The sequence below is a fragment of the Polaribacter sp. OB-PA-B3 genome (genome assembly GCF_054589375.1).
This window is the reverse complement of the sequence record NZ_BAAIIX010000001.1, coordinates 244887-269542: the sequence shown is the minus strand read 5'-3', so window position 1 is coordinate 269542 and position 24656 is coordinate 244887. Positions and strand designations below refer to the sequence as shown.

At 30.0% G+C, this 24656-nt stretch carries 25 protein-coding genes; 14 read left to right on the top strand and 11 right to left on the bottom strand.

Going from position 1 to position 24656, the window contains the following annotated elements:
- Positions 1-124 precede the first annotated feature (124 nt).
- The 4 genes from ACYPV9_RS01210 (at position 125) to ACYPV9_RS01195 (ending at position 3061) form a co-directional block, all read left to right on the top strand.
- The gene (locus tag ACYPV9_RS01210; RefSeq protein WP_459741327.1) at positions 125-901 is read left to right on the top strand and encodes a hypothetical protein; all 777 of its coding nucleotides are present in this window, start codon (positions 125-127) and stop codon (positions 899-901) included.
- A 14-nt stretch (positions 902-915) separates the two neighbouring features.
- Positions 916-1500 (top strand): hypothetical protein, encoded by a 585-nt coding sequence (locus ACYPV9_RS01205; protein ID WP_459741325.1) that lies wholly within the window; start codon positions 916-918, stop codon positions 1498-1500.
- Positions 1501-1505: 5 nt separating this feature from the next.
- Complete coding sequence (locus ACYPV9_RS01200) at positions 1506-1775, top strand: hypothetical protein (protein WP_459741324.1); 270 nt, start codon at positions 1506-1508, stop codon at positions 1773-1775.
- Positions 1776-1846: 71 nt separating this feature from the next.
- On the top strand, positions 1847-3061 hold the full coding sequence (locus ACYPV9_RS01195; protein WP_459741323.1) for an aminotransferase class V-fold PLP-dependent enzyme: 1215 nt from the start codon (positions 1847-1849) through the stop codon (positions 3059-3061).
- A gap of 77 nt (positions 3062-3138) precedes the next feature.
- Here ACYPV9_RS01195 and ACYPV9_RS01190 read toward each other — a convergent pair whose 3' ends face one another.
- Both ACYPV9_RS01190 and ACYPV9_RS01185 read right to left on the bottom strand, forming a co-directional pair.
- Positions 3139-4725, bottom strand: coding sequence for an SGNH/GDSL hydrolase family protein (locus tag ACYPV9_RS01190; protein WP_459741322.1), 1587 nt, complete (start codon positions 4723-4725; stop codon positions 3139-3141).
- A gap of 18 nt (positions 4726-4743) precedes the next feature.
- Positions 4744-7461: a TonB-dependent receptor gene (locus ACYPV9_RS01185; RefSeq protein WP_459741321.1), complete on the bottom strand. Its 2718-nt coding sequence runs from the start codon at positions 7459-7461 to the stop codon at positions 4744-4746.
- A gap of 192 nt (positions 7462-7653) precedes the next feature.
- Here ACYPV9_RS01185 and ACYPV9_RS01180 point away from each other — a divergent pair, with 192 nt between their 5' ends.
- Complete coding sequence (locus ACYPV9_RS01180; RefSeq protein ID WP_459741320.1) at positions 7654-8592, top strand: bifunctional riboflavin kinase/FAD synthetase; 939 nt, start codon at positions 7654-7656, stop codon at positions 8590-8592.
- A 120-nt stretch (positions 8593-8712) separates the two neighbouring features.
- A complete protein-coding gene (gene serS, locus ACYPV9_RS01175; protein WP_459741319.1) occupies positions 8713-9987 on the top strand; it encodes a serine--tRNA ligase in 1275 nt (424 codons plus the stop codon).
- Between the two features lie 87 nt (positions 9988-10074).
- Here serS and ACYPV9_RS01170 read toward each other — a convergent pair whose 3' ends face one another.
- Positions 10075-10218, bottom strand: coding sequence for a hypothetical protein (locus ACYPV9_RS01170; protein ID WP_299064483.1), 144 nt, complete (start codon positions 10216-10218; stop codon positions 10075-10077).
- A 126-nt stretch (positions 10219-10344) separates the two neighbouring features.
- Between ACYPV9_RS01170 and ACYPV9_RS01165 the strand changes: the two genes are divergently transcribed.
- The 5 genes from ACYPV9_RS01165 (at position 10345) to mgtE (ending at position 14957) form a co-directional block, all read left to right on the top strand.
- Positions 10345-12168: a tetratricopeptide repeat protein gene (locus ACYPV9_RS01165; protein ID WP_459741318.1), complete on the top strand. Its 1824-nt coding sequence runs from the start codon at positions 10345-10347 to the stop codon at positions 12166-12168.
- A gap of 27 nt (positions 12169-12195) precedes the next feature.
- Complete coding sequence (locus ACYPV9_RS01160; protein ID WP_459741317.1) at positions 12196-12525, top strand: DUF4286 family protein; 330 nt, start codon at positions 12196-12198, stop codon at positions 12523-12525.
- The gene (locus ACYPV9_RS01155) at positions 12526-12708 is read left to right on the top strand and encodes a hypothetical protein (protein WP_459741316.1); all 183 of its coding nucleotides are present in this window, start codon (positions 12526-12528) and stop codon (positions 12706-12708) included.
- Positions 12709-12814: 106 nt separating this feature from the next.
- Positions 12815-13618 carry a 16S rRNA (adenine(1518)-N(6)/adenine(1519)-N(6))-dimethyltransferase RsmA gene (rsmA, locus tag ACYPV9_RS01150; RefSeq protein WP_459741313.1) on the top strand — a complete coding sequence of 268 codons (804 nt, stop codon included), beginning with the start codon at positions 12815-12817 and terminating at the stop codon, positions 13616-13618.
- Positions 13608-14957: a magnesium transporter gene (gene mgtE / locus ACYPV9_RS01145; RefSeq protein ID WP_459741312.1), complete on the top strand. Its 1350-nt coding sequence runs from the start codon at positions 13608-13610 to the stop codon at positions 14955-14957. The genes rsmA and mgtE overlap by 11 nt, the downstream gene beginning before the upstream one ends.
- Positions 14958-15163: 206 nt before the next feature.
- Here the strand turns inward: mgtE and ACYPV9_RS01140 are convergent, their stop codons facing one another.
- The 3 genes from ACYPV9_RS01140 to ACYPV9_RS01130 form a co-directional block, all read right to left on the bottom strand.
- Positions 15164-15841 carry a response regulator transcription factor gene (locus tag ACYPV9_RS01140; RefSeq protein WP_459741311.1) on the bottom strand — a complete coding sequence of 226 codons (678 nt, stop codon included), beginning with the start codon at positions 15839-15841 and terminating at the stop codon, positions 15164-15166.
- Complete coding sequence (locus ACYPV9_RS01135) at positions 15831-17789, bottom strand: tetratricopeptide repeat-containing sensor histidine kinase (protein ID WP_459741310.1); 1959 nt, start codon at positions 17787-17789, stop codon at positions 15831-15833. The genes ACYPV9_RS01140 and ACYPV9_RS01135 overlap by 11 nt, the downstream gene beginning before the upstream one ends.
- 76 nt (positions 17790-17865) lie before the next feature.
- Entirely contained in the window at positions 17866-18393 is a 528-nt protein-coding gene (locus ACYPV9_RS01130) for an RNA methyltransferase (RefSeq protein ID WP_459741309.1), read from the bottom strand.
- Positions 18394-18552: 159 nt separating this feature from the next.
- Here ACYPV9_RS01130 and mutS point away from each other — a divergent pair, with 159 nt between their 5' ends.
- Together mutS and ACYPV9_RS01120 are read left to right on the top strand one after the other, a co-directional pair.
- Positions 18553-21126, top strand: a complete 2574-nt coding sequence (mutS, locus tag ACYPV9_RS01125) for a DNA mismatch repair protein MutS (protein ID WP_459741653.1) — start codon at positions 18553-18555, stop codon at positions 21124-21126.
- A 330-nt stretch (positions 21127-21456) separates the two neighbouring features.
- The gene (locus ACYPV9_RS01120) at positions 21457-21915 is read left to right on the top strand and encodes an RNA methyltransferase (RefSeq protein ID WP_459741308.1); all 459 of its coding nucleotides are present in this window, start codon (positions 21457-21459) and stop codon (positions 21913-21915) included.
- 3 nt (positions 21916-21918) lie between these two features.
- Here the strand turns inward: ACYPV9_RS01120 and ACYPV9_RS01115 are convergent, their stop codons facing one another.
- A complete protein-coding gene (locus ACYPV9_RS01115; protein WP_459741307.1) occupies positions 21919-22125 on the bottom strand; it encodes a hypothetical protein in 207 nt (68 codons plus the stop codon).
- Between the two features lie 115 nt (positions 22126-22240).
- Between ACYPV9_RS01115 and ACYPV9_RS01110 the strand changes: the two genes are divergently transcribed.
- Entirely contained in the window at positions 22241-22522 is a 282-nt protein-coding gene (locus ACYPV9_RS01110; protein ID WP_077810643.1) for a Sec-independent protein translocase subunit TatA/TatB, read from the top strand.
- A 3-nt stretch (positions 22523-22525) separates the two neighbouring features.
- Here ACYPV9_RS01110 and ACYPV9_RS01105 read toward each other — a convergent pair whose 3' ends face one another.
- The 4 genes from ACYPV9_RS01105 to ACYPV9_RS01090 form a co-directional block, all read right to left on the bottom strand.
- Positions 22526-23167, bottom strand: coding sequence for an O-methyltransferase (locus ACYPV9_RS01105; protein WP_340931869.1), 642 nt, complete (start codon positions 23165-23167; stop codon positions 22526-22528).
- An 84-nt stretch (positions 23168-23251) separates the two neighbouring features.
- Positions 23252-23515 (bottom strand): hypothetical protein, encoded by a 264-nt coding sequence (locus ACYPV9_RS01100; protein WP_299064457.1) that lies wholly within the window; start codon positions 23513-23515, stop codon positions 23252-23254.
- A 3-nt stretch (positions 23516-23518) separates the two neighbouring features.
- Positions 23519-24085 carry a sigma-70 family RNA polymerase sigma factor gene (locus ACYPV9_RS01095; protein ID WP_079737767.1) on the bottom strand — a complete coding sequence of 189 codons (567 nt, stop codon included), beginning with the start codon at positions 24083-24085 and terminating at the stop codon, positions 23519-23521.
- 27 nt (positions 24086-24112) lie between these two features.
- Positions 24113-24592 carry a nuclear transport factor 2 family protein gene (locus ACYPV9_RS01090; RefSeq protein WP_459741306.1) on the bottom strand — a complete coding sequence of 160 codons (480 nt, stop codon included), beginning with the start codon at positions 24590-24592 and terminating at the stop codon, positions 24113-24115.
- Positions 24593-24656: the final 64 nt, after the last annotated feature.

The window sequence follows — 24656 nt, the reverse complement described above, 5'->3', positions numbered from 1 at the left end:
AAGCATTAAAAAACATATCATTTTTAGTTCGAGTATAAATACCCATAAATAAAAAAAAGGGTTTATTCCTAAAATATAACTAATTGATTTTATTAGTTTTAATTCGAATTTATGAACACATAAAATGACCACATCAGCCAACATCAGTAAGAAAAAAATTACAGAAAAAACATCAGAAAAAAAAGAAAATATATTAGAAAAATTAAGTCCTGGGATTTCTGACACGGTTATTAGCGAGTTAAGTAGCGAAATAAATAATATGTTGTCTTTTGCTATTTATAACGGAATTACTGTAAACACAGAAGTGAATGCATTGATACAAAATAGTAACGTAGACGATTTAATAAATGCACATAATCTACTTTGTAAAAACGTAGCTCCGGCAACACCAAAATCTATTGGATATACAAGAAAATTAAATAAAAACGGAAATGGAAATTCTATTTTTAGAGAATTTCCTCTACTAAGAAATTTGGTTGTATTAGCAATAGTTTTTTTGATTACTTATATAGCTACTGGTATGTCTGCAGAAGTAAACAACGATTCTTTAGACAAAGGAATGATGAACAATAGTGGTATTCCGTTACTGTTAAACATTGCTTACTTAAGTTCTATAGCAGGTTTAGGCGTTTTGTTTTTTTTATTAAAAGAAGTAAGTATTTCTTTAAAAAAAGGAACCTTAATCCCAGAAAATGCAATTGGGTATTTATCACAAATAATATTGGGAATAATTTCTGGTCTTATCATGTCAGAAATCATAGCATTTTATACTACAGATCCTAAACAAATCAATTTATTTAATAAAAGTATTCTTGCTTTAATTGGTGGGTTTTCTTCGGATACAATCTTTAGCATTTTACAAGGAATTATAAATAAAATCAAAAACATTTTTACTACTTAAAACACCAAAATCTAATGTTTAAAAATATACTATTATTGCTAATTACAAGCATTTTAATATCGTGTGCTAGTTTACCAGATGCAACTGCAACATTAACAAAAGATGTTATAAATGAAGGCGATGCAATGCATCAATTAAATATTTCTTTGGTAAATGAGTTGTTCAATGAAAAAAAAGCGCGATTAAATACATTTATCACAAATAAATATACGCCAGAAATTATAAAAAAATTTCAAAAATTGCTACCACAGAATGTAGATTACAAAAAAGAATTACCAAATATTATAGAAGCAATTATACCTGTAATTAACAGAAAAAGAGATTCTTTACAAGATATATTATCTAACCAACAACAAAAGATTGTTACTGGTTTAAATGCAAATTTCATTTCTTATTCTAAAGCAACATCATCTTTACAAAATTTAATTAATTCTGCAGTAAAAGAAAACAAAGAAGAACAAAATGCCTTGTCAGAAATTAACCAACTTACCGGAAACAAACTAAACTTTAAGCAAGTAGAAAATAAATTAGATAGCTTATTAAATAAAACAGGTTTAGGAATGGAAAAGTTATTAAAACTAGAAAAACTAATAAAATAAAAATTATGAGCGATATAGATTGGACTGGTTTAGCAGAAAAAGCGGTTTCACAAACAGATACAGAGTTTCACAACCAATTAGCTGGTTTAACTAGTTTAAAAACATCAGAAATTGATGCGTTTATTTCTGAAAGTAAAATAACAAACAACAATGCTTTGTCTGTTTTAAAAGAAATTAATAATGCTTCATTATCAAATAACGAAAAAGCAAATGCTATATCGAATATTCAAAACGGAGTCGGTTTTTTAGTGAAATTGGTTTCTAAAGTAGTATAATAAGAAAATCTTATTCGCTTTATTACAAGTTTAAAAAATCATGCTTTATCTTTGTGGTAAATATATTTTCTATGATAAATGTTGATAAAATTCGAGAAGACTTTCCAATACTAAAAAGAACTGTACACGGAAAACCTTTAATATATTTTGATAATGCAGCTACTTCACAAACACCACAAGTAGTAATAGATACTATTGTAGATTATTACAGTAACTACAATGCAAATATTCATAGAGGTGTACATACTTTAAGTCAAGAAGCTACCGACAAATATGAAGAAGCTAGAATTAAAATTCAACAACATTTTAATGCAAAAAACCCTTACGAGATTATATTAACTTCTGGTACAACACACAGTATTAATATGATTGCCTCTGGATTTTCTGCATTATTAGAAAAAGATGATGAAATTATCGTTTCTGCTTTAGAACATCACTCTAACATAGTACCGTGGCAAATGTTATGTGAAAAAACAGGTGCTATTTTAAAAGTAATTCCGATGTTAGAAGACGGTTCTTTAGACATGAAAGCTTACCATTCTTTAGTAAACCAAAAAACGAAATTAGTTTTTTGCAACCATGTTTCGAATGCACTAGGAACTGTAAATCCTATAGAAGAAATTATTGCCAAAGCACATCAATTTAATGCAGCTGTTTTAATTGATGGTGCCCAAGCAACACCACATATTAAACCAGATGTTCAAGCCTTAGATGTAGATTTTTATGTAGCATCGGCTCATAAACTTTGTGGCCCAACAGGTGTTGGTATGTTGTATGGTAAAGAAGAGTGGTTGCATAAATTACCACCGTATCAAGGTGGTGGAGAAATGATTGCGACTGTTTCTTTTGAAAAAACTACATATGCTGGTTTACCTCATAAATTTGAAGCCGGAACACCAAACATTTGTGGTGGTATTGCTTTTGGAACTGCAATAGATTATATGAACTCTGTAGGTTTTAAAAACATAGCAAATTATGAAGATGAATTGTTAAAATACGCAACGGAAGAACTCTTAAAGATAGAAGGTTTAAAAATCTACGGAAACACATCGAATAAGACCGCTGTAATCTCTTTTAACGTAAAAGAAATTCATCCTTATGATATTGGTGCAATTTTAGATAAATTGGGCATAGCAGTAAGAACAGGCCATCATTGCGCACAACCTATCATGGATTTTTATAAAATTCCGGGTACAGTTAGAGCTTCGTTTTCTTTTTACAATACAAAAGAAGAAATAGATGTTTTTGTTAACGGAGTAAAAAGAGCGGTTAGAATGCTTTCTTAAAAAAGGATATTTATTAAAAATTAAAAAAGGCTGAGAATTTACATTCTCAGCCTTTTTTATATCATCTATTCTGCTATTTATTTTAAAGCAGGAGAATAGTTTGTAGGAAAATCATCTGCTTTAGCTAAACCATCTGTAGCAACAGTAAAATTACTACCATAAGTAGCATCTATTGCAGCTAAAACTTTATTTGCCATTAAAGCATAACCTCTACCCGTTAAATGAATACCATCTAAACTAACTAAACCACCTGTTACTAAAGAAGGTGTTAATGTATATCTATCAAACTTAATACCATTAGCAGCTTCACTTAAAATAGCATTTAAGTCTACTGTTGCTAAACCTTTTGCATTGGCAACACTTGTAATTGTAGCATTATAACCGTCTGTTGCAGTCTTAATTTCTAGCTGCTCTTGAGGTGTTAAAACCCATTGATCACCTAAAGGAAGTGTAACACCTTCTGCAGAAAATTGACCTGCTAAAGTAGCTGGTAAAAGACCGTTACTTTGAGCTATTAAAGCCCCAGCAGCTGTCATGTTTACTGTACCAATTACAGCACTACTTGGTAATACAAATAAATCCGCAGAAGTTGCTGCTCTTGCTTTTCCGTATTGCTGACCTAATAAACCTGCAACTAAAGGAGCTGCTTGTTCTGGCAAGCCAAGAGATTGTACAAAAGGTACAAAAGTTGGGCTTGCTGCTAATGTAGCTGTAATTGCTGCAGATAAATCTGTAGCATCTTCATCAAAAATTACAACTGCGTTAGTTTCTGTTTCAGAAAATACAATTGCTCTTTCTGGTTCTCCTGCACCCGCATAAATTTGGTTTACTGCACCATATACAGAATTTAATAACGGTATTTGAGCCTTTAAAGTAGCATCCGAAGGATCTAAAGGATTGTAAGGAACTGTTGTAAAGTGAGGTAATAAAGTAATATCTGGCACTGTCGCTAAAACACCTTTAGCACCGTTTGCTGTTAAAGCATTTACCATTCCGTTAAAAGAAGCATCAAAAGTTGCTGCTGGTGTAATCATATCCGATCCATCTCCACCAGAAGTAGCATAACCTAAAACATCGTTACCTCCTACTTCAGATAATGTAAAAAATGTTGGGTTTGCAGCAACTGCATCACTTAAAACAGAAGCTGTTGCGCTAGAAGCCATTCTTCCAAAATATGGGTTTGCAGCACCATAACCTGGAAAAGTTAAATGAAAACTTTTTGCACCAGGAATTCCGAAATTATGAAATGAAGTTCCGTTTGCTCTAACACCTAAACTAGTTGTAGGTATATCTGTTAACCTTGTTGGACCTTCACCATTAAAATATAATCTTGGTGGTTGCACTGCTGTTCCTCCTAAAACAAAACCTCCAATATTATCTTCCATTAGTGGTTGGTTAAAGTCACCGCCACCAACTAAACTAAATTTTGAAGCTAATGTATTTGGAAATGAATTTTCTTGTGCTTTTATAAAAAGTGCACCGTCTGTAAAACCAGCAGTAAAAGAAGCACCTACGGCTACATAATTAGAAAAATCTACACCATTAGCATCAATTTGTACAACTGGCCCTGTTTCTTCTACAATTGGATCTAAATCGTTATTTACATCACAAGATGTAATACCAATTGATAAAAGTAATAATCCTATATATTTATAATTCTTCATATAATATCGTATTTTTTATTAGTTATTAATTGTCCAAGAAATGTAGTATTGAGAACCGATGGCTCCAACTCCTGGCGCACTAAAATATTCTTTACCACCTAAGTTAGCACCACCTAACTTAAATACAGATTTAATACTTGGTACAGAATAGTTAATTTGAGCATCTATTAGAGTTCTAGACTCGATAGTTGCATCTAGGAAAGTAGATTCCCATAAGTAATCTCCTTGCCATCTAGCATTGATATTGAAACCAAAATTTTCAAATAAATTTGGATTTCCAAACTGTAATTTCACCTTGTGCTCTGGGGTATTAAAACCAGCCTCGAAATCTGGATCTGAAGATTGATCAAAATCAAATTTAGCATAAGTATAATTTACACCTAAATCGAAACCATTTAAAATTTTAGTGTTTAAACCTAAAGAAGCACCATAAGAACTAATATCTGCTGTTGTGTTTGTGTATACTTGAAAAGCTTTAAAGTCTCCGTTTTGAAGCGCTAATAAAGACAAACTGTTATCTCCTACTGTACCGTAAAAAGGAACTAGAACATTTTTACCAGAGATAAAATTGTTGTAGCTGTTATAGTATGCGCTTAAATCTACAGTAATTCTAGATTCTCCAGTATTTACTAAACCTCTATATCCTAATTCGAAAGCAGTAACCTCTTCTGGTTTTACTAAAGGTGCTACAGAAGCTGTAGGTGTACCATTTTGTACCGAACTAGCAGAAAATGAGTTTTCGTATGCTAATCTACCAGAAAGTGTAGTTGTAGCACCACCAACTAGTGGTTGTCCTGCTGTACTTACATTTAAAGGAGAACTAGTATATCTATCTAAATTATCTGGTGCAGAACCAACTAAAATAGCAGCACCTGCATCTAAACCAATGTATTGATCTTGAGTTGTTGGATTTCTAAATCCTTTTTGGAAAGAAGCTCTAAAGTTATCATTCTTATTCTCTCCTGCAGCATACGCTAAAGATATTCTTGGAGAAAAGTTTCCGTCGAAGTTTTGTGCTTTGTCATAACGAATAGAAGCAGTAAATTTTAAACGATCTTCTTCTAAGAATTTTTTCTGCATTTGAGTGTAAACACCAAATTCGTCATAATCTATAGGACCATCATAATCTGTAAAAATACTTCCGTTAGAATTTAAAGAATATCTTCTATAAGAACCTCCAACTTGAAATTCTGCCCAATCGATTATATCTTGAAAATTGTAATTTAAATCACTATGGTATAATTTAGTTTGATCTTGAAATCTAGCACCAGTAACTAAATTTGGATCTGCAGTAACTTGGTCGAATGCAGATTGAAACTCGCTAGTTCCTGGAATTAAACGCCCTGTATCTGCTGCTGCTCTTGCTGCTGCATGAGAACCAGTTACTAAATAAGTACCTGCATATTGTGTAAACCAATCTTGGTCTGATTTCCATTGTCTGTTAATGTTAATTGCAGCAAAACGAGAATCGTAAGAATTACCTGCGTCTTCTGTTGTAACATAACCTCTAACAAAGAAGTTTTTTCCTTTTAATTCTAATTTTTGTTGTGCTAAATAAAAATCTCTAATATTATATCTGTTTGCACCTTGGTAAATTGTGTTACCTACACCAAATTTAGAGTTAAATATTAATTCTAATCTATCATCTCCAAAAGGACGATAATGTAAAGCTGTATTTAATTTAACACTTTTTGCTTCATAATCTTTCATTAAGTCTACTTCTTGGTAACCAGTTCTACTAACTCTACCAACAGCACCACCTAAATCAATAGCAACCTCGTCACCATAAATATTTAAACCATCATAGTCATTAATAGATCTATCTCCTACAGCATATTTACCATTTCTAGTATTTCTATAATCTGTAGCAAACCATTCTGTTCCTTTTAAGTAAGAAAGAGATGCTTTTGCTGCCAATTTATCAGAAAAAGCATATGCCATTCTAATACTTACATCATGAAAACTATTGTCTCCTGCTGCTTTTTGGCTTGTTAAACCATATTTATAAGAAAAACTGATTCCTTGATCATTAAAAGGACTTCTACTTGTCATAAACATAATACCGTTAAATGCATTTGCACCATATAATGCAGAAGATGCTCCTGGCAATAATTCAACTGTATTTACATCTAACTCAGACATTCCTAAAAGGTTACCAATGGCAAAGTTTAATGCTGGCGAAGAATTATCCATACCATCTACTAACTGCATAAAACGTGTATTTGCAAAAGTTGCGAAACCTCTTGTATTTACAGATTTAAATGTTAAACTGTTTGTATTAACATCTACTCCTTTTAAGTTTTCTAATCCATCATAAAAAGAAGGTGCAGAAGTGTTCTTTATTGCTCTTGCATCTAATCTTTCTACTGTAACCGGAGACTCCATAATACGTTCTGGAGTTCTAGAAGCAGATACTACAATCTCATCTAATGACGTTTCATTTTCTGTTAAAGAAACTGTAACTTTTTGATTGTTTTTTGTTACTTCTATCTTTTCCATTTTGTAACCTAACACAGAAACTTCTAAGGTAAATGGCGGGTTATCTGAAACCTTTAACACAAAATTTCCATCAAAATCTGTATTAGTACCTACAGCTTTGTTTTCAATTTTAATATTTGCACCTGGAAGTGTCTCTCCTGTTTTTGCATCTTTAACTGTACCAGTTACTGTGGTTTGTGCAACCATAGTAATGCTACTAAAAGCTATAAACGCAATTAGTAAAATCTTTTTTATCATAATTTGAATTAATTTGTTAACTAATATGCAAAATACAATTTTTTTTGAATTATTTATTATTTGGGTGTCAATTTTATGTAATCAATAAAAAATAGGCATAAAAATAAGGTATCTAGCATTCGAAAAAATTATTTTTCTATGAATTTAAACATTCAGAAATTGTACATTTGTTACTATTAAAACTAGATACACTTGAAAGTAGTTAATGATATTGCAAATTTCTCTACAACCGAAAAAACTTTTGTAACAATTGGTACTTTTGATGGTGTTCATTTTGGGCATCAGAAAATATTAGAAAAACTAGTATCTGAAGCAAAAAATGCAGGAAAAAAATCTGTTTTACTTACCTTTTTTCCGCATCCAAGAATGGTTTTACAAAAAGATGCAACCATAGAGCTGATAAATACTATTGATGAGCGTGCAAAACTGTTAGAAAAAACAGGGTTAGATTACTTAATTATTCATCCTTTTAGTAAAAAATTTTCTAGAACTACAGCCTTAGAGTTTGTTCGAGATATTTTAGTAAATACTTTTAATATTTCTAAATTGATTATTGGTTACGATCATCATTTTGGTAAAAACAGAGAAGGTAACATAGAGCAATTAACAGAATATAGCCATTTATACGATTTTACGGTAGAAGAAATTCCGGCACAAGATATAGATGATGTTTCTGTAAGTTCTACAAAAATTAGGCGCGCTTTACATGCTGGAAATTTAAAAACTGCAAACAACTATTTAGGGTATAATTTTCTATTGAATGGTAAAGTTGTAAATGGCAAAAAATTAGGCGGTAAAATTGGTTTTCCTACGGCAAATTTAGATGTTAAAGAAACGTATAAATTAATTCCTAAAACAGGAGTTTATGTTGTAAAATCTACTATTGATTCTAAAACCATTTTTGGTATGATGAATATTGGTAACAGACCAACCGTTAACGGAAATCATCAAACAATAGAAGTGCATTTTTTTGATTTTAACGACAATTTATACGATAAGAATTTAACAATAGAATTGATTTATTTTCTTAGAGACGAACATAAATTCGATTCGATAGATCATCTAATTCTTCAACTAAAAAAAGACGAAGAAACTGCCCGTGTTTACATCAAAAACAATTGCGAATTATAGTAATTATCGATTTACTTTCTCTAAAAAAGTTATCCTTTTTAAACATTCTTAATTATTTAATAATTCGTGGTAAAACTACAACACAAATTATATATTTGCATTTCATAATTCATAGAAAATATGTTACAAGTACAATTTATTAGAGACAACAAAGAAACTGTTTTAGAGGGTTTAGCAAAACGTAATTTTGCAAACGCAGAAACAATTGTAGAACAAGTTTTATCGGCAGATGAAAACAGAAGAGCAACGCAAGTTTCTCTTGATAATACTTTGGCCGAATCTAATAAATTATCCAAAGAAATTGGTGGTCTTTTTAAGTCTGGTGAAGTAGAAAAAGCAAATGTTTTAAAAGAAAAAACTAGTCAGTTAAAAGAACAATCTAAAGAGCTAACAGAAAAATTAGCTACTTTTTCTGATGAGTTACAAAACTTGTTGTACCAAATACCAAACGTACCACATGCTTCTGTAAAAGCAGGAAATTCTGAAGAAGACAACGAAAATATTTTTAGCGAAGGCACGATACCTAATTTGGGTGAAAATGCTTTACCACATTGGGAATTAGCTAAAAAATATGATATTATAGATTTTGAATTGGGTACCAAAATTGCTGGTGCTGGTTTTCCTGTTTACAAAGGTAAAGGCGCTAGATTACAGCGTGCTTTAATTAATTATTTTTTAGATAAAAATGTTAAAGCGGGTTATAAAGAAGTACAAGTACCACATTTGGTAAATACAGATTCTGCAACTGCAACTGGGCAATTGCCAGATAAAGACGGACAAATGTATCATTCTACAGTAGATGATTTGTATTTAATACCAACGGCAGAAGTGCCAATTACAAATATGTTTCGTGGTAATTTATTACAAGAAACAGATTTTCCTATAACTGTAACGGGTTATACGCCTTGTTTTAGAAGAGAAGCTGGTAGTTATGGTGCACATGTGCGTGGGTTAAACAGGTTGCACCAATTTGATAAAGTAGAAATTGTGCGCATAGAACATCCAGAGAATTCTTACAATGCTTTAAACGGAATGGTAGAGCATATTAAAGATATTTTAAGAGAACTAAAATTACCTTACAGAATTTTACGTTTGTGTGGTGGCGATACAGGTTTTACATCTGCATTAACTTTCGATTTTGAGTTGTTTTCGACAGCACAAGATCGTTGGTTAGAAATTAGTTCTGCTTCTAATTTCGAAACATTTCAAGCAAACAGGTTAAAATTACGTTTTAAAAACAAAGAAGGTAAAAGCGAATTAGCACACACTCTTAATGGTAGTTCTTTAGCTTTACCAAGGGTTTTAGCCGGAATTTTAGAAAATTACCAAACTGCAGACGGAATTAAAATACCAGATGTTTTAGTACCTTATTGCGGTTTCGACATAATAAATTAATTCTTAATACAAAGTATTCAGTTTCGGTTTGCAGTTCTTAACTATTTTTAGTTAAAATTTAACTGTAAACTGATACTGAAAATTAACCTAGTTAGCTATAACAGCTACCATTAGTCTTTTATATTTATTCATTTCTACTAAAGCATTTAAGTAAGCACTTATTTGTCCTTTTTGCATAAACTCTATAGAGTTTCTTTTTGCAGTTTCGTATTGGGTAGAAAAAGTTTTCATAATTTTAAGTTTTAATTAGTTGTTATATCTTAAAGACAAGTTTTGTGCCAAAATGTTACAAAGAAGATGTAAAATACGTTTGGTTTAATAAAAAATTAACATAAATCTTAAGTATCTTTGATTTTGATGAAGAGAATATTTCTACTTATTTTTCTAGCAATTAGCACCTTAGCAGTGTCGCAAAACAAAGTGCAAACAAATGCTAAAAATAATTACCTCTTAGCAGAAAATTATTATAGAGAAGGTGCTTATGAAAAAGCTACACAAATTTATAAGAAACTTTATACTTCTAGTCCTTTTAATACAACGTATTTAAGTAGATTAATCTCTTGTTACCAAGAAACAGATCAATTTATTTTAGCAGAAAACTTACTAAAAGGAAGAATTAAGGCGAATAAAAGTCAGGCATATTTATATGTTTATTTAGGCTATAATTACCAAAGACAACAACAAACAGAAAAAGCTTCAGAAAATTATAAACTAGCGTTAAATTCTTTGGATAAAATACCTTCTTATGGCGGAATAATAGGACGCTTGTTTAAAGATTATAACCTACTTGACAATGCAATTTTGGCGTATGAGAAAGCCATGGAAGCAAATAAAAACGCAAATTATAATTTTCAAATTGCTCAAATTTATGGCGAGAAAGGCGATTTTAAAAAAATGTTTGAATCGTATATAGATTTGGTTGATAAAAATGAACAATATTTCGACCTTGTACAAAGATATACTAGCAAATACATTACAGATGATTCAGAAAATGAGGCAAACATTTTATTTAGAAAAACACTTTTAAGAAAATCTGCTAGTAACCCAAAAGATGTTTGGAATACACTTTTAAGTTGGCTTTTTACCCAACAAAAAGATTATAACAAAGCATTTATACAAGAAAAAGCACTTTACCAAAGAAACACCCAAGATCTAGGGGCAATTTTTACCTTAGGTAAAATTGCTTTCGAAAATAAATTTTTTGAAGATGCTAAACAGTGTTTCGATTTTATTGTAGAAAAATCATCTACCAAAAGCGAAACTATTAATGCACATTTATTTTTGATGAAAATTGCCATTGAAACTAAAAATCCAGAAACAGAAAACCTTTTCAAAAAGTTGTTTTTAGCTTTTGGTAAAAACAGTGCAACTATAAAATTACAAGTTGCTTATGCAGACTATTTAACGTTTACTAAAAACGAACCTCTGCAAGCAAATACAGTTTTAGAAGAAGCTTTAAGTTATGCAAACTCAAAATTTGATAAGGCTAGAATTAAACTAAAACTTGGCGACGTTCTTGTGTTTACTAACAAGTTTAATAAAGCACTCATTTATTTTTCTCAAATTCAAACACAACTAAAAAATCACGAATTAGCACAAGAAGCAAGGTTTAAAGTAGCACAAACAAGTTATTTTAAAGGCGATTTCGAATGGGCAAAAGCACAATTAAAAGTTTTAAAAGGTTCTACAACACAATTAATTGCGAATGATGCAGTAAACCTATTTTTAAAAATATCAGATAATGAGCCTGTAGATTCTATTCCGTCTGGATTAAAGCAATTAGCTAAAGCAGAATTACTTGCTTTTCAAAACAAAGATGAAGCTGCACTATCAGAATTAAACTCGTTATTTACTAGAAACGATATTTTTATAAATGGTTTTATACCTAGCGAAGTAATTTATGATGATGTGCTATTTTTTAAAGCAAAACTTCTTATTAAACAACAAAAATATACAGAAGCAATAACAGCTTTAGATAAAATTATAGCAGCAGATAATCAAGGTTTTTTAACAGATGATGTTTATTTTATGATGGCAGAAACCTATAACAATCATCTTAAAAATTCAGAAAAAGCACAAGAATATTATCAGAAAATAATTTTCGACCATACCTCTAGCATCTATTTAGTAGATGCCAGAAAAAAGTTTAGAAAATTAAGAGGCGATAATGTTTCGCAGTAAATAATCAATAACAATTAAAAGTATAAAATGTATATATATAACGTAACAGTAAACATAGATAACACTGTGCATAACGAGTGGTTAACTTGGATAGAATCTCATGTTGTAAAAGTTTTAGATACTGGTAAATTTACATCAGCAAAACTTACAGAGGTTTTGGTAGAAGAAGAAATGGGTGGTAAAACATATTCTATACAATATACTGCAGCATCTAGAGAAGATTTAGAATCGTATTACAAAATAGATGCAAATAATTTACGCTTAGAAGCTCTAAAAAAATTTGCAGATAAAATGTTAGCTTTTAGAACAGAATTAAAGGTTGTAAAAGAATTTTTTCCAACAAGTGTAAGTAATTAAATGAAGTTATTTTTTTATAGAAATAGAAAAAAAATACAAATTTTAAGTATTTTATTATTGGTTTTTGGTGCCATTCTTGCTTATCTAAATTGGGGCATAGAACCACAAGAAACTATTGCCGGTTTTTTAGTTGGTTTAGGTTTTGGTATACTTCTGCTTTCTCTAAATTTAAAAAAAGAATAATTTAGTTTTTGTTAAACCCAAGAGAGGGTTTGTATAATTTTATAACTTAATAAAAATTACGCCTTTTAAACTGTACCTTTGCCTTAGAAGGATAAAAACAAAGATTGTGTCTGTAAAAGCAAAAAAACATTTAGGTCAGCATTTTTTAACGGATGAAAGTATTGCAAAAGATATTGCAGATGCTTTAACAGAAAACGGTTATGACGATGTCTTAGAAATAGGACCAGGAATGGGCGTTTTAACCAAATATTTATTAGAAAAAAAAGCAAAAGTAACTGTAATGGAATTAGACCGAGAGTCTGTTGCATATTTACACGACACTTTTCCTTTAGAACATATAAACTTAAACACATCTAAAGAGCATTTTTCTATAATCGAAGGCGATTTTTTAAAGAAAGATATTCAAGAAATATTTCAAAAAAAACAAGTAGCAATCATCGGTAACTTTCCGTACAACATTTCTACTCAAATTGTTTTTAAAGCCATAGAAAATAAAGAATTTGTACCAGAATTTGCAGGTATGTTTCAAAAAGAAGTTGCTATGAGAGTGGCGGAAAAAGAAGGAAGTAAAATCTACGGAATTCTATCTGTTTTAACACAAGCTTTTTTTGATGTAGAATACTTATTTACGGTACCACCAACGGTGTTTAATCCGCCGCCAAAAGTAGATTCTGGCGTAATTAGATTAATCAGAAAAAAAGATTATTCTTTACCAGTAGACGAAAAAATATTTTTTAGAGTTGTAAAAACCGCTTTTAATCAACGTAGAAAAATGTTACGCTCTAGTTTAAAGTCTTTTCAACTTTCGGATTCTTTAAAAGAAGACCCTATATTTGCCAAACGACCAGAACAATTATCTGTAAAAGATTTTATTTCTCTCACTCAAAAATTAATAGAAAATGGCATTTGAAATTACTGATGAATTTCTAGAGAATTTAATTGGCTTAATCTATAAGAATGATGATGCTGCAATTAAAGAACTTTTTGAAGATGTACACTTTGCAGATATTGCAGAGGTTTTAGATGAAGTAAATTTTGATGAAGCTATTTATATTATCAAGCTTTTAGATAGCGAAAAAACATCAGAAATTCTTACTGAATTAGATGAAGATACCAGAGAAAAAATTTTAGAAAACTTATCTGCTAAAGAAATTGCAGATGAAGTTGGTGAAATGGATTCTGATGATGCTGCAGATATTATTGGTGAACTATCAGAAGAACGCCAAGAACGCGTAATAGATGCTTTAGAAGATGATGAATTAGCTGCAGACATCAAAGAACTTTTGTCTTACGAAGACAATACAGCAGGTGCTTTAATGGCTAAAGAATTGGTAAAAGTTTATGAAACTTGGACGGTTGCTGGTTGTATGCGAAGAATTAGAGGACAAGCAAAAGAAGTAACTAGAGTACACTCTATTTATGTTGTAGATAAACAAGATAAACTGGTTGGTAGATTGTCTTTAAAAGACTTAATAATTGCCAAAGCAGAACAAAAAATTGCCGAAATTTCTAAAACAAAAGTAGACGCAGTTAATGTTAATGAAAATGATGAGGAAGTCGCAAAAATTATGGCAAAATATGATTTAGAAGCCATACCTGTTGTAGACGACAATAACATTTTGTTAGGTAGAATTACAATTGATGATATTGTAGATGTTTTAAAAGAAGAAGCAGACAAAGATTATCAAATGGCAGCTGGTTTAACCCAAGATGTAGATTCTGATGATAGTATTTTCGAACTAACTAAAGCTCGTTTACCATGGTTGTTTTTAGGTTTAGTTGGTGGAGTTGGTGCGTTTATTATTATGGAAGGTTTTCATGATATTTTCTCTAAATACGGTACGCTTTTCTTTTTTACACCATTAATTGCGGCCATGGCTGGTAATGTTGGTGTACAATCATCTGCAATTATTGTACAAGGTTTGGCTAATGATGATGTAAAAGGAAGTATTTACAGTAGGTTATTAAAAGAAATGCTTTTGGCCGCTTTAAATGGTGTTATTTTAGCCCTATTTCTATTTATTTTTGTTTGGATCTACAAAGGAGAAGTGAATCTTTCTCTTGCAATTTCTGTATCTCTAGTAGTCGTAATTATTATTGCTGGATTAATAGGAACATTTGTGCCATTATTTTTACACAAAAGAGGTATCGATCCGGCAATTGCAACAGGCCCTTTTATTACTACTAGTAACGATATCTTTGGAATCTTAATTTATTTTATGATTGCAAAAATGATTTTAGGTATTTAAAAAGCCTTCCTGAATTAACAGAAAGGCTTTCTCCTTTTTCTTCATAATTGATAAAAAATAAGCCCCTAATCTCATTTCTCGCAATTAATCCCATTCTTTATAGATGATTGAGTTATCATTATCTACAAGACAAATATAGTATTAGTAAAAAAAATAACTTTGTGGAAATCCGTAATTTGAAATGTTATTTTCCGCAAAAACAACATTTAATCTATTACACCTAATTCTTTTGCTTTTAAAATTAAGTCTGTATTATTGTTTGCGTTTAAATCTGTTCTAAGATTCGCTAATTTTGTTTCTATAGATCTAAGTTTTACAATAGAACCATCACTCTTTTTAATAACACCTTCTAAATTACTTATTTTAGGCTGATTTGGCAACTCTTTTAAGACTTGTATAGCAATGTCATCCATTTGTATTTGAACGATGTTTCTACGCATTATTTTCTGATGAATTTCATGCGTATAATAATAATCGTTAGCCAACATTTTAGTTAATGCAAAACCAATTTCTGCTGCATCACATTTACTTTTTAGTAAATAAGCGTTCGGGTTTAAGTTACTAATAACATTGTATACTCTATTGGTTTCTGTATGCCCTGTTATTACTGCTATTTTTATATCTAACCCATTATTTTTAATCGCTTTAATCAATTCTTCACCGCCATCTAGTTTTGTTTGTTCTGTAGAATTATCAAAGCTTAAATCTGTAAATAAAAGCTGAAAGGGCTTGGTGTTTTGACTTTGTTTTATCAATAGAAAGGCTTCATCACAACTATTTGTTGTTACAACATCAAAATCTCCTATATCTTTTAAAGAACATAAAATTCCTTGAATAACTAATTGATGATCATCAACAACTAAAATTTTAATTTTATTTTCCATTTTTTGAAATATCAATTTTAATAGTTGTTCCTTTTTCTAGCTCACTATCAATAGTAAAAACACCGTTTAAATCTTCTACTCTTTCTCTAATATTTTTTAAACCTATTCCGTTTTTATTTGCAGTTACATCAAAACCTATTCCGTTATCAGAAACTTCTAAAATTAGATTCTTTTTACTTCCAGAAAAACTTAAAATTAGCTCTGTTGCTTCTGCATATTTCTTAGCGTTTTGAATACTTTCTCTAATAGTTAAAAACAAGGTTCTTTTTATAGAATTATTAATTTCTTTCCATAGAATAGTATCTAAACCATGTATTTTAATTCTAAAATTAGGCTCAAAATAATCTGATACTAAGTTTATAATTTGGTCTTTAAACGATACTTTATCAAAGCTCTCGCTACTTAGTTGATGCGACAAATTACGCACATTGTCTTTTATAATATTTAGACTATTTGCCTCTTCTAATTGATTAGATTTCTCTAATTTTAAATGCAACATTCTAATATCGCCAGCAACCTCATCATGTAAAGATTTAGCAATTTGTTGTCTTTCTTTTTCTCTGGCTTCTACTTGTAATAGTTTAGCTTCAAAAAGTATTTTTTTTCTTCTACTAGCAACAATATTTGCACCAAAACCAATAAAAAGAATACCAGCGCCTGCAACTAAAAAGCCAATCGTTTTTTGTTGTTTTTCACTTTTTATTAGTAGTTCTTTACGTTGATTTTCTACTTTTAAACTTGTGTTTTCTTTTTCTTTTTTTTCGGTTTCGTATATAACCTTGGCAAATTGATTTTTTCGAGTTCTTTCTCTGGTAAATAAACTATCTTTTAATTGAACATATTCTTTAAAATGCTTTTTGGCTGTTTCACCAAAAGTTAACTCCGTTAAAAATTGTAAACAGTCTAAAACTTGCTCGTTATTTCTTGTTTTTTTACCTAACTCTAAACCAATATAAGCATGTTTTTTTGCCAAATTATATTGTTTATTTTTCATGTAAGCTTCTGCTAATAAACTATGTGAAACACTTTCACCATAAACGTATTTAGATTTTTTTCTTCCTTCTAAAACTGTTTTATAACCAGAAATTGCTTTATCAATTTTACCTTGTCTAAAATATACAGAAGATAAACTTCCTAATAAATTTTGATATTGTCTTGGGTATTTTATGGCTATACTATCAAAACGTAAACCTTCTTTAAACAAAGCAATTGCTTTATCAAAATTACCCTCATCTACGTAAGTTGCGCCAATATTATTATATAAATTTAAATAGTTAACTTCTCTTCTAGAGGTTACCGTATTAAATTTAGCCATTTCTCTTGCCTTTATATAATAGGCTCTAGATTCTTGAGGTCTGTTTAAGTGGCCTAAAGCATTTCCTAAGGTTTGATATAAAGAAATTAGAGTTCTATATTCTTTATCTTGGGCAGGTTCTATATATTTTAAACCTTCTACAGCGGTTGTTTCACAACCTAAATAATCGAGTTCTTTAACTTGAAGTATCGCCATAGAGAGCAATCTTCGTCCGGTTTCTACAGAATCTTTTAAACCTATAAAAATTTTTTTAGATTCTTGATAATAGTAAAAACTACTATCTAAATTATTTTTTATTTTATGATTTAAAGCGGCAAAATGGTAAGCCTTAGCTAAAGAAAAAGAATCTTTACTGCGTTTAAAATGATTTTGTAATTTATTCTTAGAAAAAGTTAAACCCAAAGTATCTTTCGCAAAATAACTTTCTTTAGCATATTCTATACTAGTTTGTTGTATTAAAGAATCTATTTTTAAATCTTCTAGTAAGGTAATAGCTCTTTTAAGATATGTAACCTTTTTAGATCCTTTAGCATTGTCTAAATAAAAATTTAGTGAATCTTTTGGTGTTTGCGTAAATACATTAAAAACAGCAAATACGTTAAATAAAAGTAGGAGAGGTATTTCTTTTTTCATAGTTCAAAAAGAAGTGTTTACTTCTTAAATTTATAGCACCATAAAATTAGTCCTTTCATTTTTAATAAAAAAGTTTCTATTGTAATTTCTGAAACAAATCCCAAATAACAACACCTGTAGTTACAGAAATATTTAGCGAATGTTTGGTGCCTAATTGCGGAATTTCGATACACATATCGGAAGCATTTACAACCTCTTGCTGTACACCTTTTACCTCGTTACCCATTACAATGGCATATTTTTCTGTTTTCTTCGGATAAAAAGTATCTAGTTTTGTTGAGTTTTCTGCTTGTTCTATTGCTAAAACTTTTACATTTTCTGATTTTAATTTTTCAACTAAAGCTAAGGTATCTTCTACATATTCCCAAGCAACAGATTCTGTTGCACCTAAAGCCGTTTTATGAATTTCTTTATTTGGCGGAGTAGCACAAATACCACACAAATATATTTTTTCAACTAAAAAAGCATCGCTAGTTCTAAAAACAGAACCAATATTATTTAAGCTTCTAATATTGTCTAAAACTACAATAATTGGTGTTTTTTTTACTGTTTTAAACTCATCAACAGTTATTCTACCTAATTCGTTATTTTTTAATTTCCTCATGTTTTAAACTTTTAGCTTTTAGCTTTCTACTTTTAGCTAGTTTGGTATGAAAACTAATGGCTAAGAGCTAAAGGCTAAAGACTTTTTTCTATCTTCGCAAAACTAACAGAAAATTTCTAAAACTTGGCAAAATCAAAAGCTAAAAAGGTAACGCCTTTAATGAAACAATACAACGCTATCAAGAATAAATATCCTGATGCAATGTTGCTTTTTAGAGTTGGCGATTTTTACGAAACTTTTGGTGAAGACGCTAAGAAAGCCGCAGAAGTTCTAGGAATTACGTTAACGAAACGTGGCGCTGGTTCAGATTCTGAAACTGCTTTGGCTGGTTTTCCGCATCATTCTTTAAATACCTATTTACCAAAATTGGTAAAAGCAGGAATGCGTGTTGCAATTTGCGATCAATTAGAGGATCCTAAAATGACTAAAACCATTGTAAAACGTGGTGTTACAGAATTGGTTACGCCTGGTGTTTCTTTAAACGACGAAGTTTTACAAACCAAAACTAACAACTTTTTAGCTGCGGTTCATTTTGATAAAAAACAACTCGGAATTTCTTTTTTAGATGTTTCTACTGGTGAATATTTAGTCGCGCAAGGAACCGCAGAATACATCGATAAATTATTACAGAATTTTAATCCGAGTGAAGTTTTAGTTCAAAAACAAAACAAGCAACAATTTTTAGAACTTTTTGAAAATAGATATTATACTTTTTATTTAGATGATTGGGTTTTTCAAAAGGAATATGCCAACGAAACTTTGCAAAATCATTTTGAGGTAAAAAGCTTAAAAGGTTTTGGTGTACAAGATGTTAAAAACGGAATTATTGCTGCAGGTGCAGTGTTGTATTATCTATCGGAAACACAACACAATAAGTTAAAACATATTCAACATATTAGTAGAATTGCAGAAGATAATTATGTTTGGATGGACCGATTTACTGTTCGAAATTTAGAATTGTACAATCCGAATTCTATAAATGCCGTAACCCTTTTAGATATAATAGATAAAACTATTTCGCCAATGGGCGGACGTTTATTAAAACGTTGGTTAGCGCTTCCTTTAAAAAATATCGACGAGATTAAAAATCGTCATGAATTGGTAAAGTTTTTTATAGATTCTGATGATTTTTCTCAGATCGTAACGTATCAATTAAAACAAGTATCTGATATAGAACGTTTAATTTCTAAAGTGGCTACTGGCAAAGCATCTCCAAGAGAAATTGTTTTATTAAAAGATTCTTTAAAAGCAATTTTACCAATAAAAGCATCCGCAGAAAGCAGTAAAAACAACGCTGTAAAATCTTTAGGAAATCAATTACATACTTGCCAAGATTTAATTGATAAAATTTCTGAAACCTTGTTTGATGAAGCTCCTGTAAACATCAATAAAGGAAATGCAATTGCCAACGGAGTGCATCAAGAATTAGACGATTTACGTGCAATTTCTAACTCTGGTAAAGAGTATTTAGACAATATGTTGGCGCGCGAAACCGAACGTACCGGAATTACAAGTTTAAAAATTGCGTTTAACAACGTGTTTGGATATTACATTGAAGTAAGAAATACGCATAAAGATAAAGTTCCCGAAGAATGGATACGTAAACAAACTTTAGTTTCTGCAGAAAGATACATTACTGAAGAATTAAAAGAATACGAAACTAAAATTTTAGGTGCAGAAGAAAAAATAGCAAAATTAGAACAAGATATTTTTTCTAAATTATTGCAATACATCATTCAATATGTACAAATTGTGCAAGAAAATGCACAAATTATTGCAAAAATAGATTGTTTATTGTCTTTTTCGGTTTTAGCAATAGATAACAATTATGTGCGCCCAATTATGGATGAAAGCACCGATTTGGAAATAAAAAATGGGCGTCATCCGGTTATAGAGAAACAATTACCAATAGACCAAACCTATATTGCAAACGATGTTGTTTTAAACAGAAATCAGCAACAAATTATTATGATTACCGGACCGAACATGTCTGGTAAATCGGCAATTTTACGTCAGACCGCTTTGATTGTTTTATTAGCGCAAATGGGAAGTTATGTTCCGTCTCAAAACGCAAAAATTGGTATTGTAGATAAGATTTTTACAAGAGTTGGCGCCAGTGATAATATTTCTATGGGCGAATCTACGTTTATGGTAGAAATGAACGAAACTGCATCGATCTTAAATAACGTTTCTGAGCGTAGTTTAATTTTGTTAGATGAAATTGGTAGAGGAACTTCTACTTATGACGGAATATCGATTGCTTGGGCTATTTCTGAGTTCTTACACGAACACCCAAGCAAAGCAAAAACATTATTTGCTACGCATTACCACGAATTGAATGAAATGACCACAACATTCGAACGTATTAAAAACTTTAATGTGTCTGTAAAAGAGTTGGAAGACAACATTATTTTCTTACGTAAATTAGTTTCTGGTGGCTCTAATCATAGTTTTGGAATTCATGTTGCTAAACTTGCTGGAATGCCAAATATGGTGATTCATAGAGCAAATAAAATTCTAGAAAAATTAGAAAAAAACAACAAAAATTCAGAAGTAAAGGATGTTTTAAAACAAACACAAGAAGAAGAAATGCAATTGAGTTTCTTTCAATTAGATGATCCTTTATTAGAAAATATCAAAGAAGAAATTTTAGCAACAAATATAGATGCTTTAACACCTATTGAAGCTTTAATGAAATTGAACGAGATTAAACGAATGTTGGTTAAGAAGTAGGTTACTTATAATTTTCTTTAATTAAATCTACCGATTTAATTCTTATTATTACAAAAGGAAAAATTAGTAAAAAAAGACTTAAAACATTTAAAATTATATCTTTGTCCTCTTTAAAAGTTATGTTTAAAGTTGATAAGAAAATTCCGCATAATACAAACAATAGTTTATATTTTTTCTTGAATCCAAAGAAAGGAACAAAGAGTATATAAGAAATCCCAACTATTATAACTATTTCAGAAGAAGTTATCATATTATATTATTTAAACCTGAAACGAAATTACAATCTACAAAAAATATATTATATACCAAATATTAAAACCAATTATATTAATGATAAACAATTTAGAACAAGGTTTTTTCGGTATCGGAATTCAGAATGGAAAAACACCAGAAAACTTAGGCGTTTTATGGCGTTCTGCACAAAATATGGGCGCAAGTTTTATTTTTACAATTGGCAATAGATATGCAAAACAAGCTTGCGATACACATAAAGCTGTGGGTGCCATGCCTTATTTTCATTATGAAACTTTTGATGATTTTTTTAAAAACCTACCAAAAGGTGCAATGTTAGTTGGTGTAGAATTAGATGAAAAAGCAGTGCAATTAGAAACCTTTAAACACCCTAAACGTTGTGTTTATTTATTAGGCGCAGAAGATCACGGAATGTCTAAAATTGCGATAGAAAAATCGCATCATTTGGTAAAATTTAAATCGGAATTGAGTTTGAATGTTTCTGTTGCCGGAAGTATTATTATGTACGATAGACAAGCAAAATTAAACTTCAAATAAACTTTAAGCAGATTTTACCTTATTTTTAGTAGCGTAGTAATTAATTATACATGCAATTGCGCCTAAAAACGGAATAAACAAAATAATTGCACCCCAAATTAAAAAACGTAAATTACTTTCACTTTTTGAAGCAAATACAAGTGCTGTAATGTGCAAAATTAATACAAGACCAACAATAACTGTGGCAACAAAAGAAGAAATAAAAAGCATAATTTTTTTAGTAAAAATACATAATTATTTGGTTATTTGATATAGAAAACCAGAAAATTGCGTTAAACAATTATAGTTTATTCTTTTTATAAAAATAACTGACTATCTTTGTACTATGAATACAGTATTCTTATTTATTAGTGGTCCAGAAATTATGGTGATTATGTTAATCGTTGTAATGGTTTTTGGTGCAGATAAAATACCCGAAATTGCTAGAGGTTTGGGTAAAGGTATTAGGCAAGTAAAAGATGCCACCAATGATATTAAAAGAGAAATTAAAGACAGTTCAGAAAAAACTGGTTTAGATACAAATATCGCTAAAGACATTAATAAAGAAATTAATGCTGTTAAAGATGATATAGACGATTTTACAGGCCCAATTAAAAGGCAATTTTAACGTTTATTTTACTCTACTTATTGTTAAACCATCTCGTATTGGCAACAATACAGTTTCTATTCTTTCATCTTCATTTAACAACCTATTATATTCTAAAAGTACTTTAGTGTCTTTGTCTTTTAAGTCTAATTCTTCGACAACTTTACCACTCCAAAGTACATTATCAGATAAAATTATTCCGCCAGAATTCATTTTATCGATAATTAAATGAAAGTAATTTATGTAGTTAGATTTGTCTGCATCTATAAACACCAAATCGAACTTTTTATCTAACGTTGGTATAATTTCTATTGCATTACCAACATGTTGCGTAATTTTATTTCTAAAACCAGATTTTTCGAAATATTTATTTTGAAGCGTTTCTAATTCTTCATTTTTATCTAAAGTAATTATCTCACCATCTTTATGCAAACCTTCTGCCAAACACAAAGCAGAATAACCTGTGTAAGTACCAATTTCTAAGATAGATTTTGGCTGAATCAATTTTGTAATCATCGATAAAATTCTACCCTGAAAAGCACCACTTAACATTCTAGGGTTTAAAACTTTTTGCCAAGTTTCTTTGGTAAGTTCTTGCAAAATTTTAGGCTCTATTTGCGAATGTGCAACAACGTAATTGTCTAATTTTTCTGGTAAAAAGTGCATTTTATAATGATTAAGAGAGTTCAAAAATACAAAAAAACGGAACTTATAAATTATAAGTTCCGTTTTTTAATAGTGTTATTTATATTATTGTTTGCTTTCTTCTAAAGCATTTTTTAATGCGTCTTTTTCTTCTGATGATAAGCAATGTTTTATACTCTTACAATTTTTAGAATAGCCTTTGTAAAGTTTACTTAGAGCCATATTTTGTTTGGTATATTTAGCACAAATTCTACATCTAATAAAGTGAATATTTAACTTTATTAACTCTTTAATAGAAGCTTCGCCATATTGGTTTTTATCACAAATTGTTGTGGCTTCGTCGCAGGTAATTTTTAAACTCTTAAACATTTCTTAATTATTAAACCAGTTATCTTCCATACATTTTCTAAGCTGAGTTCTAGCTCTGTGTATAATAACCCATAAGTTTGACGCTGTAATATCTAACTCCTTACAAATTTCTTCTGTTTCAAATTCTTGCACTGTTTTCATTCTAAAAACCATTGCATATTTTTCTGGCAAATTGTCTATACAAGCTTCTAATTGGTCTTTTAATTCTTCATTTTCTATAGAAGTTTCAGAAGTATTGTCCCATTTTTGTGGTACTCTTTCTTCTAACCAATCTCCTTCATTTTCACCATCATTATAAAAATTCATTCGAACTTCTGCTTGTCCTTTTTTAGAATTTATTTTTCTATAATGATCTATAATTTTTCTTTTTAAAATAGAAACCAACCAAGTTCTTTCAGATGCTTTTCCTTTAAAATTCTTTGCAGATTTTAATCCTGCAAAAAAAGTTTCTTGCACAAGATCTTTGGCCAAATCGCTGTTATTAACACGAGAAATAGCGTAATTATACAAATAATCGGCATAATTATCTATCCATTTATTTGTATTTATTGTGTGTATTTTTTCTGCCATTGATAATTTAAAGCTTCAAAGATAACGTTAATTTTTTTCTTTTAAATACTTACAATCTTCTCTTCGTCTCATATCAACTAAATAGATAATTTTCCAGGTTCCGTTATCATTAAATAACTGAAAAGAGTTTGCGCCACAATGACTAAATTTACCATTAAAATAAAACTCATAAGGTGTCCAAACAGAAGCTAAATTTCCATCAATATTAATAGAAAAAGAAAGCAATTTCTCTAAGTAAACATTTTCTGGATTTTTATCTGCAATACTAGTTAATAATTGATTTCTAGTTTCTGTTTTTAAAATATGTAAACCTTCTTTATTTGTGTTGGTTGTTTGTATTTTGATATTTTTATGTAAAGTCTTTTTCATAACAGTACTATCGCCTTTGTGTAATCCTTCAAAAAAAGTATAAATTACGTTTTTAATTGCTATTTCTTCTGATTTTTTTTGGGCAAATATCACATTACTACCTAATACTAAAATGATAAAAACGAACTTTTGTAGCATACTATTTTGATTTTTAAAAACATAAAGCTACTAATTTTTAAATTATAATTTTGTGTCACTAGAA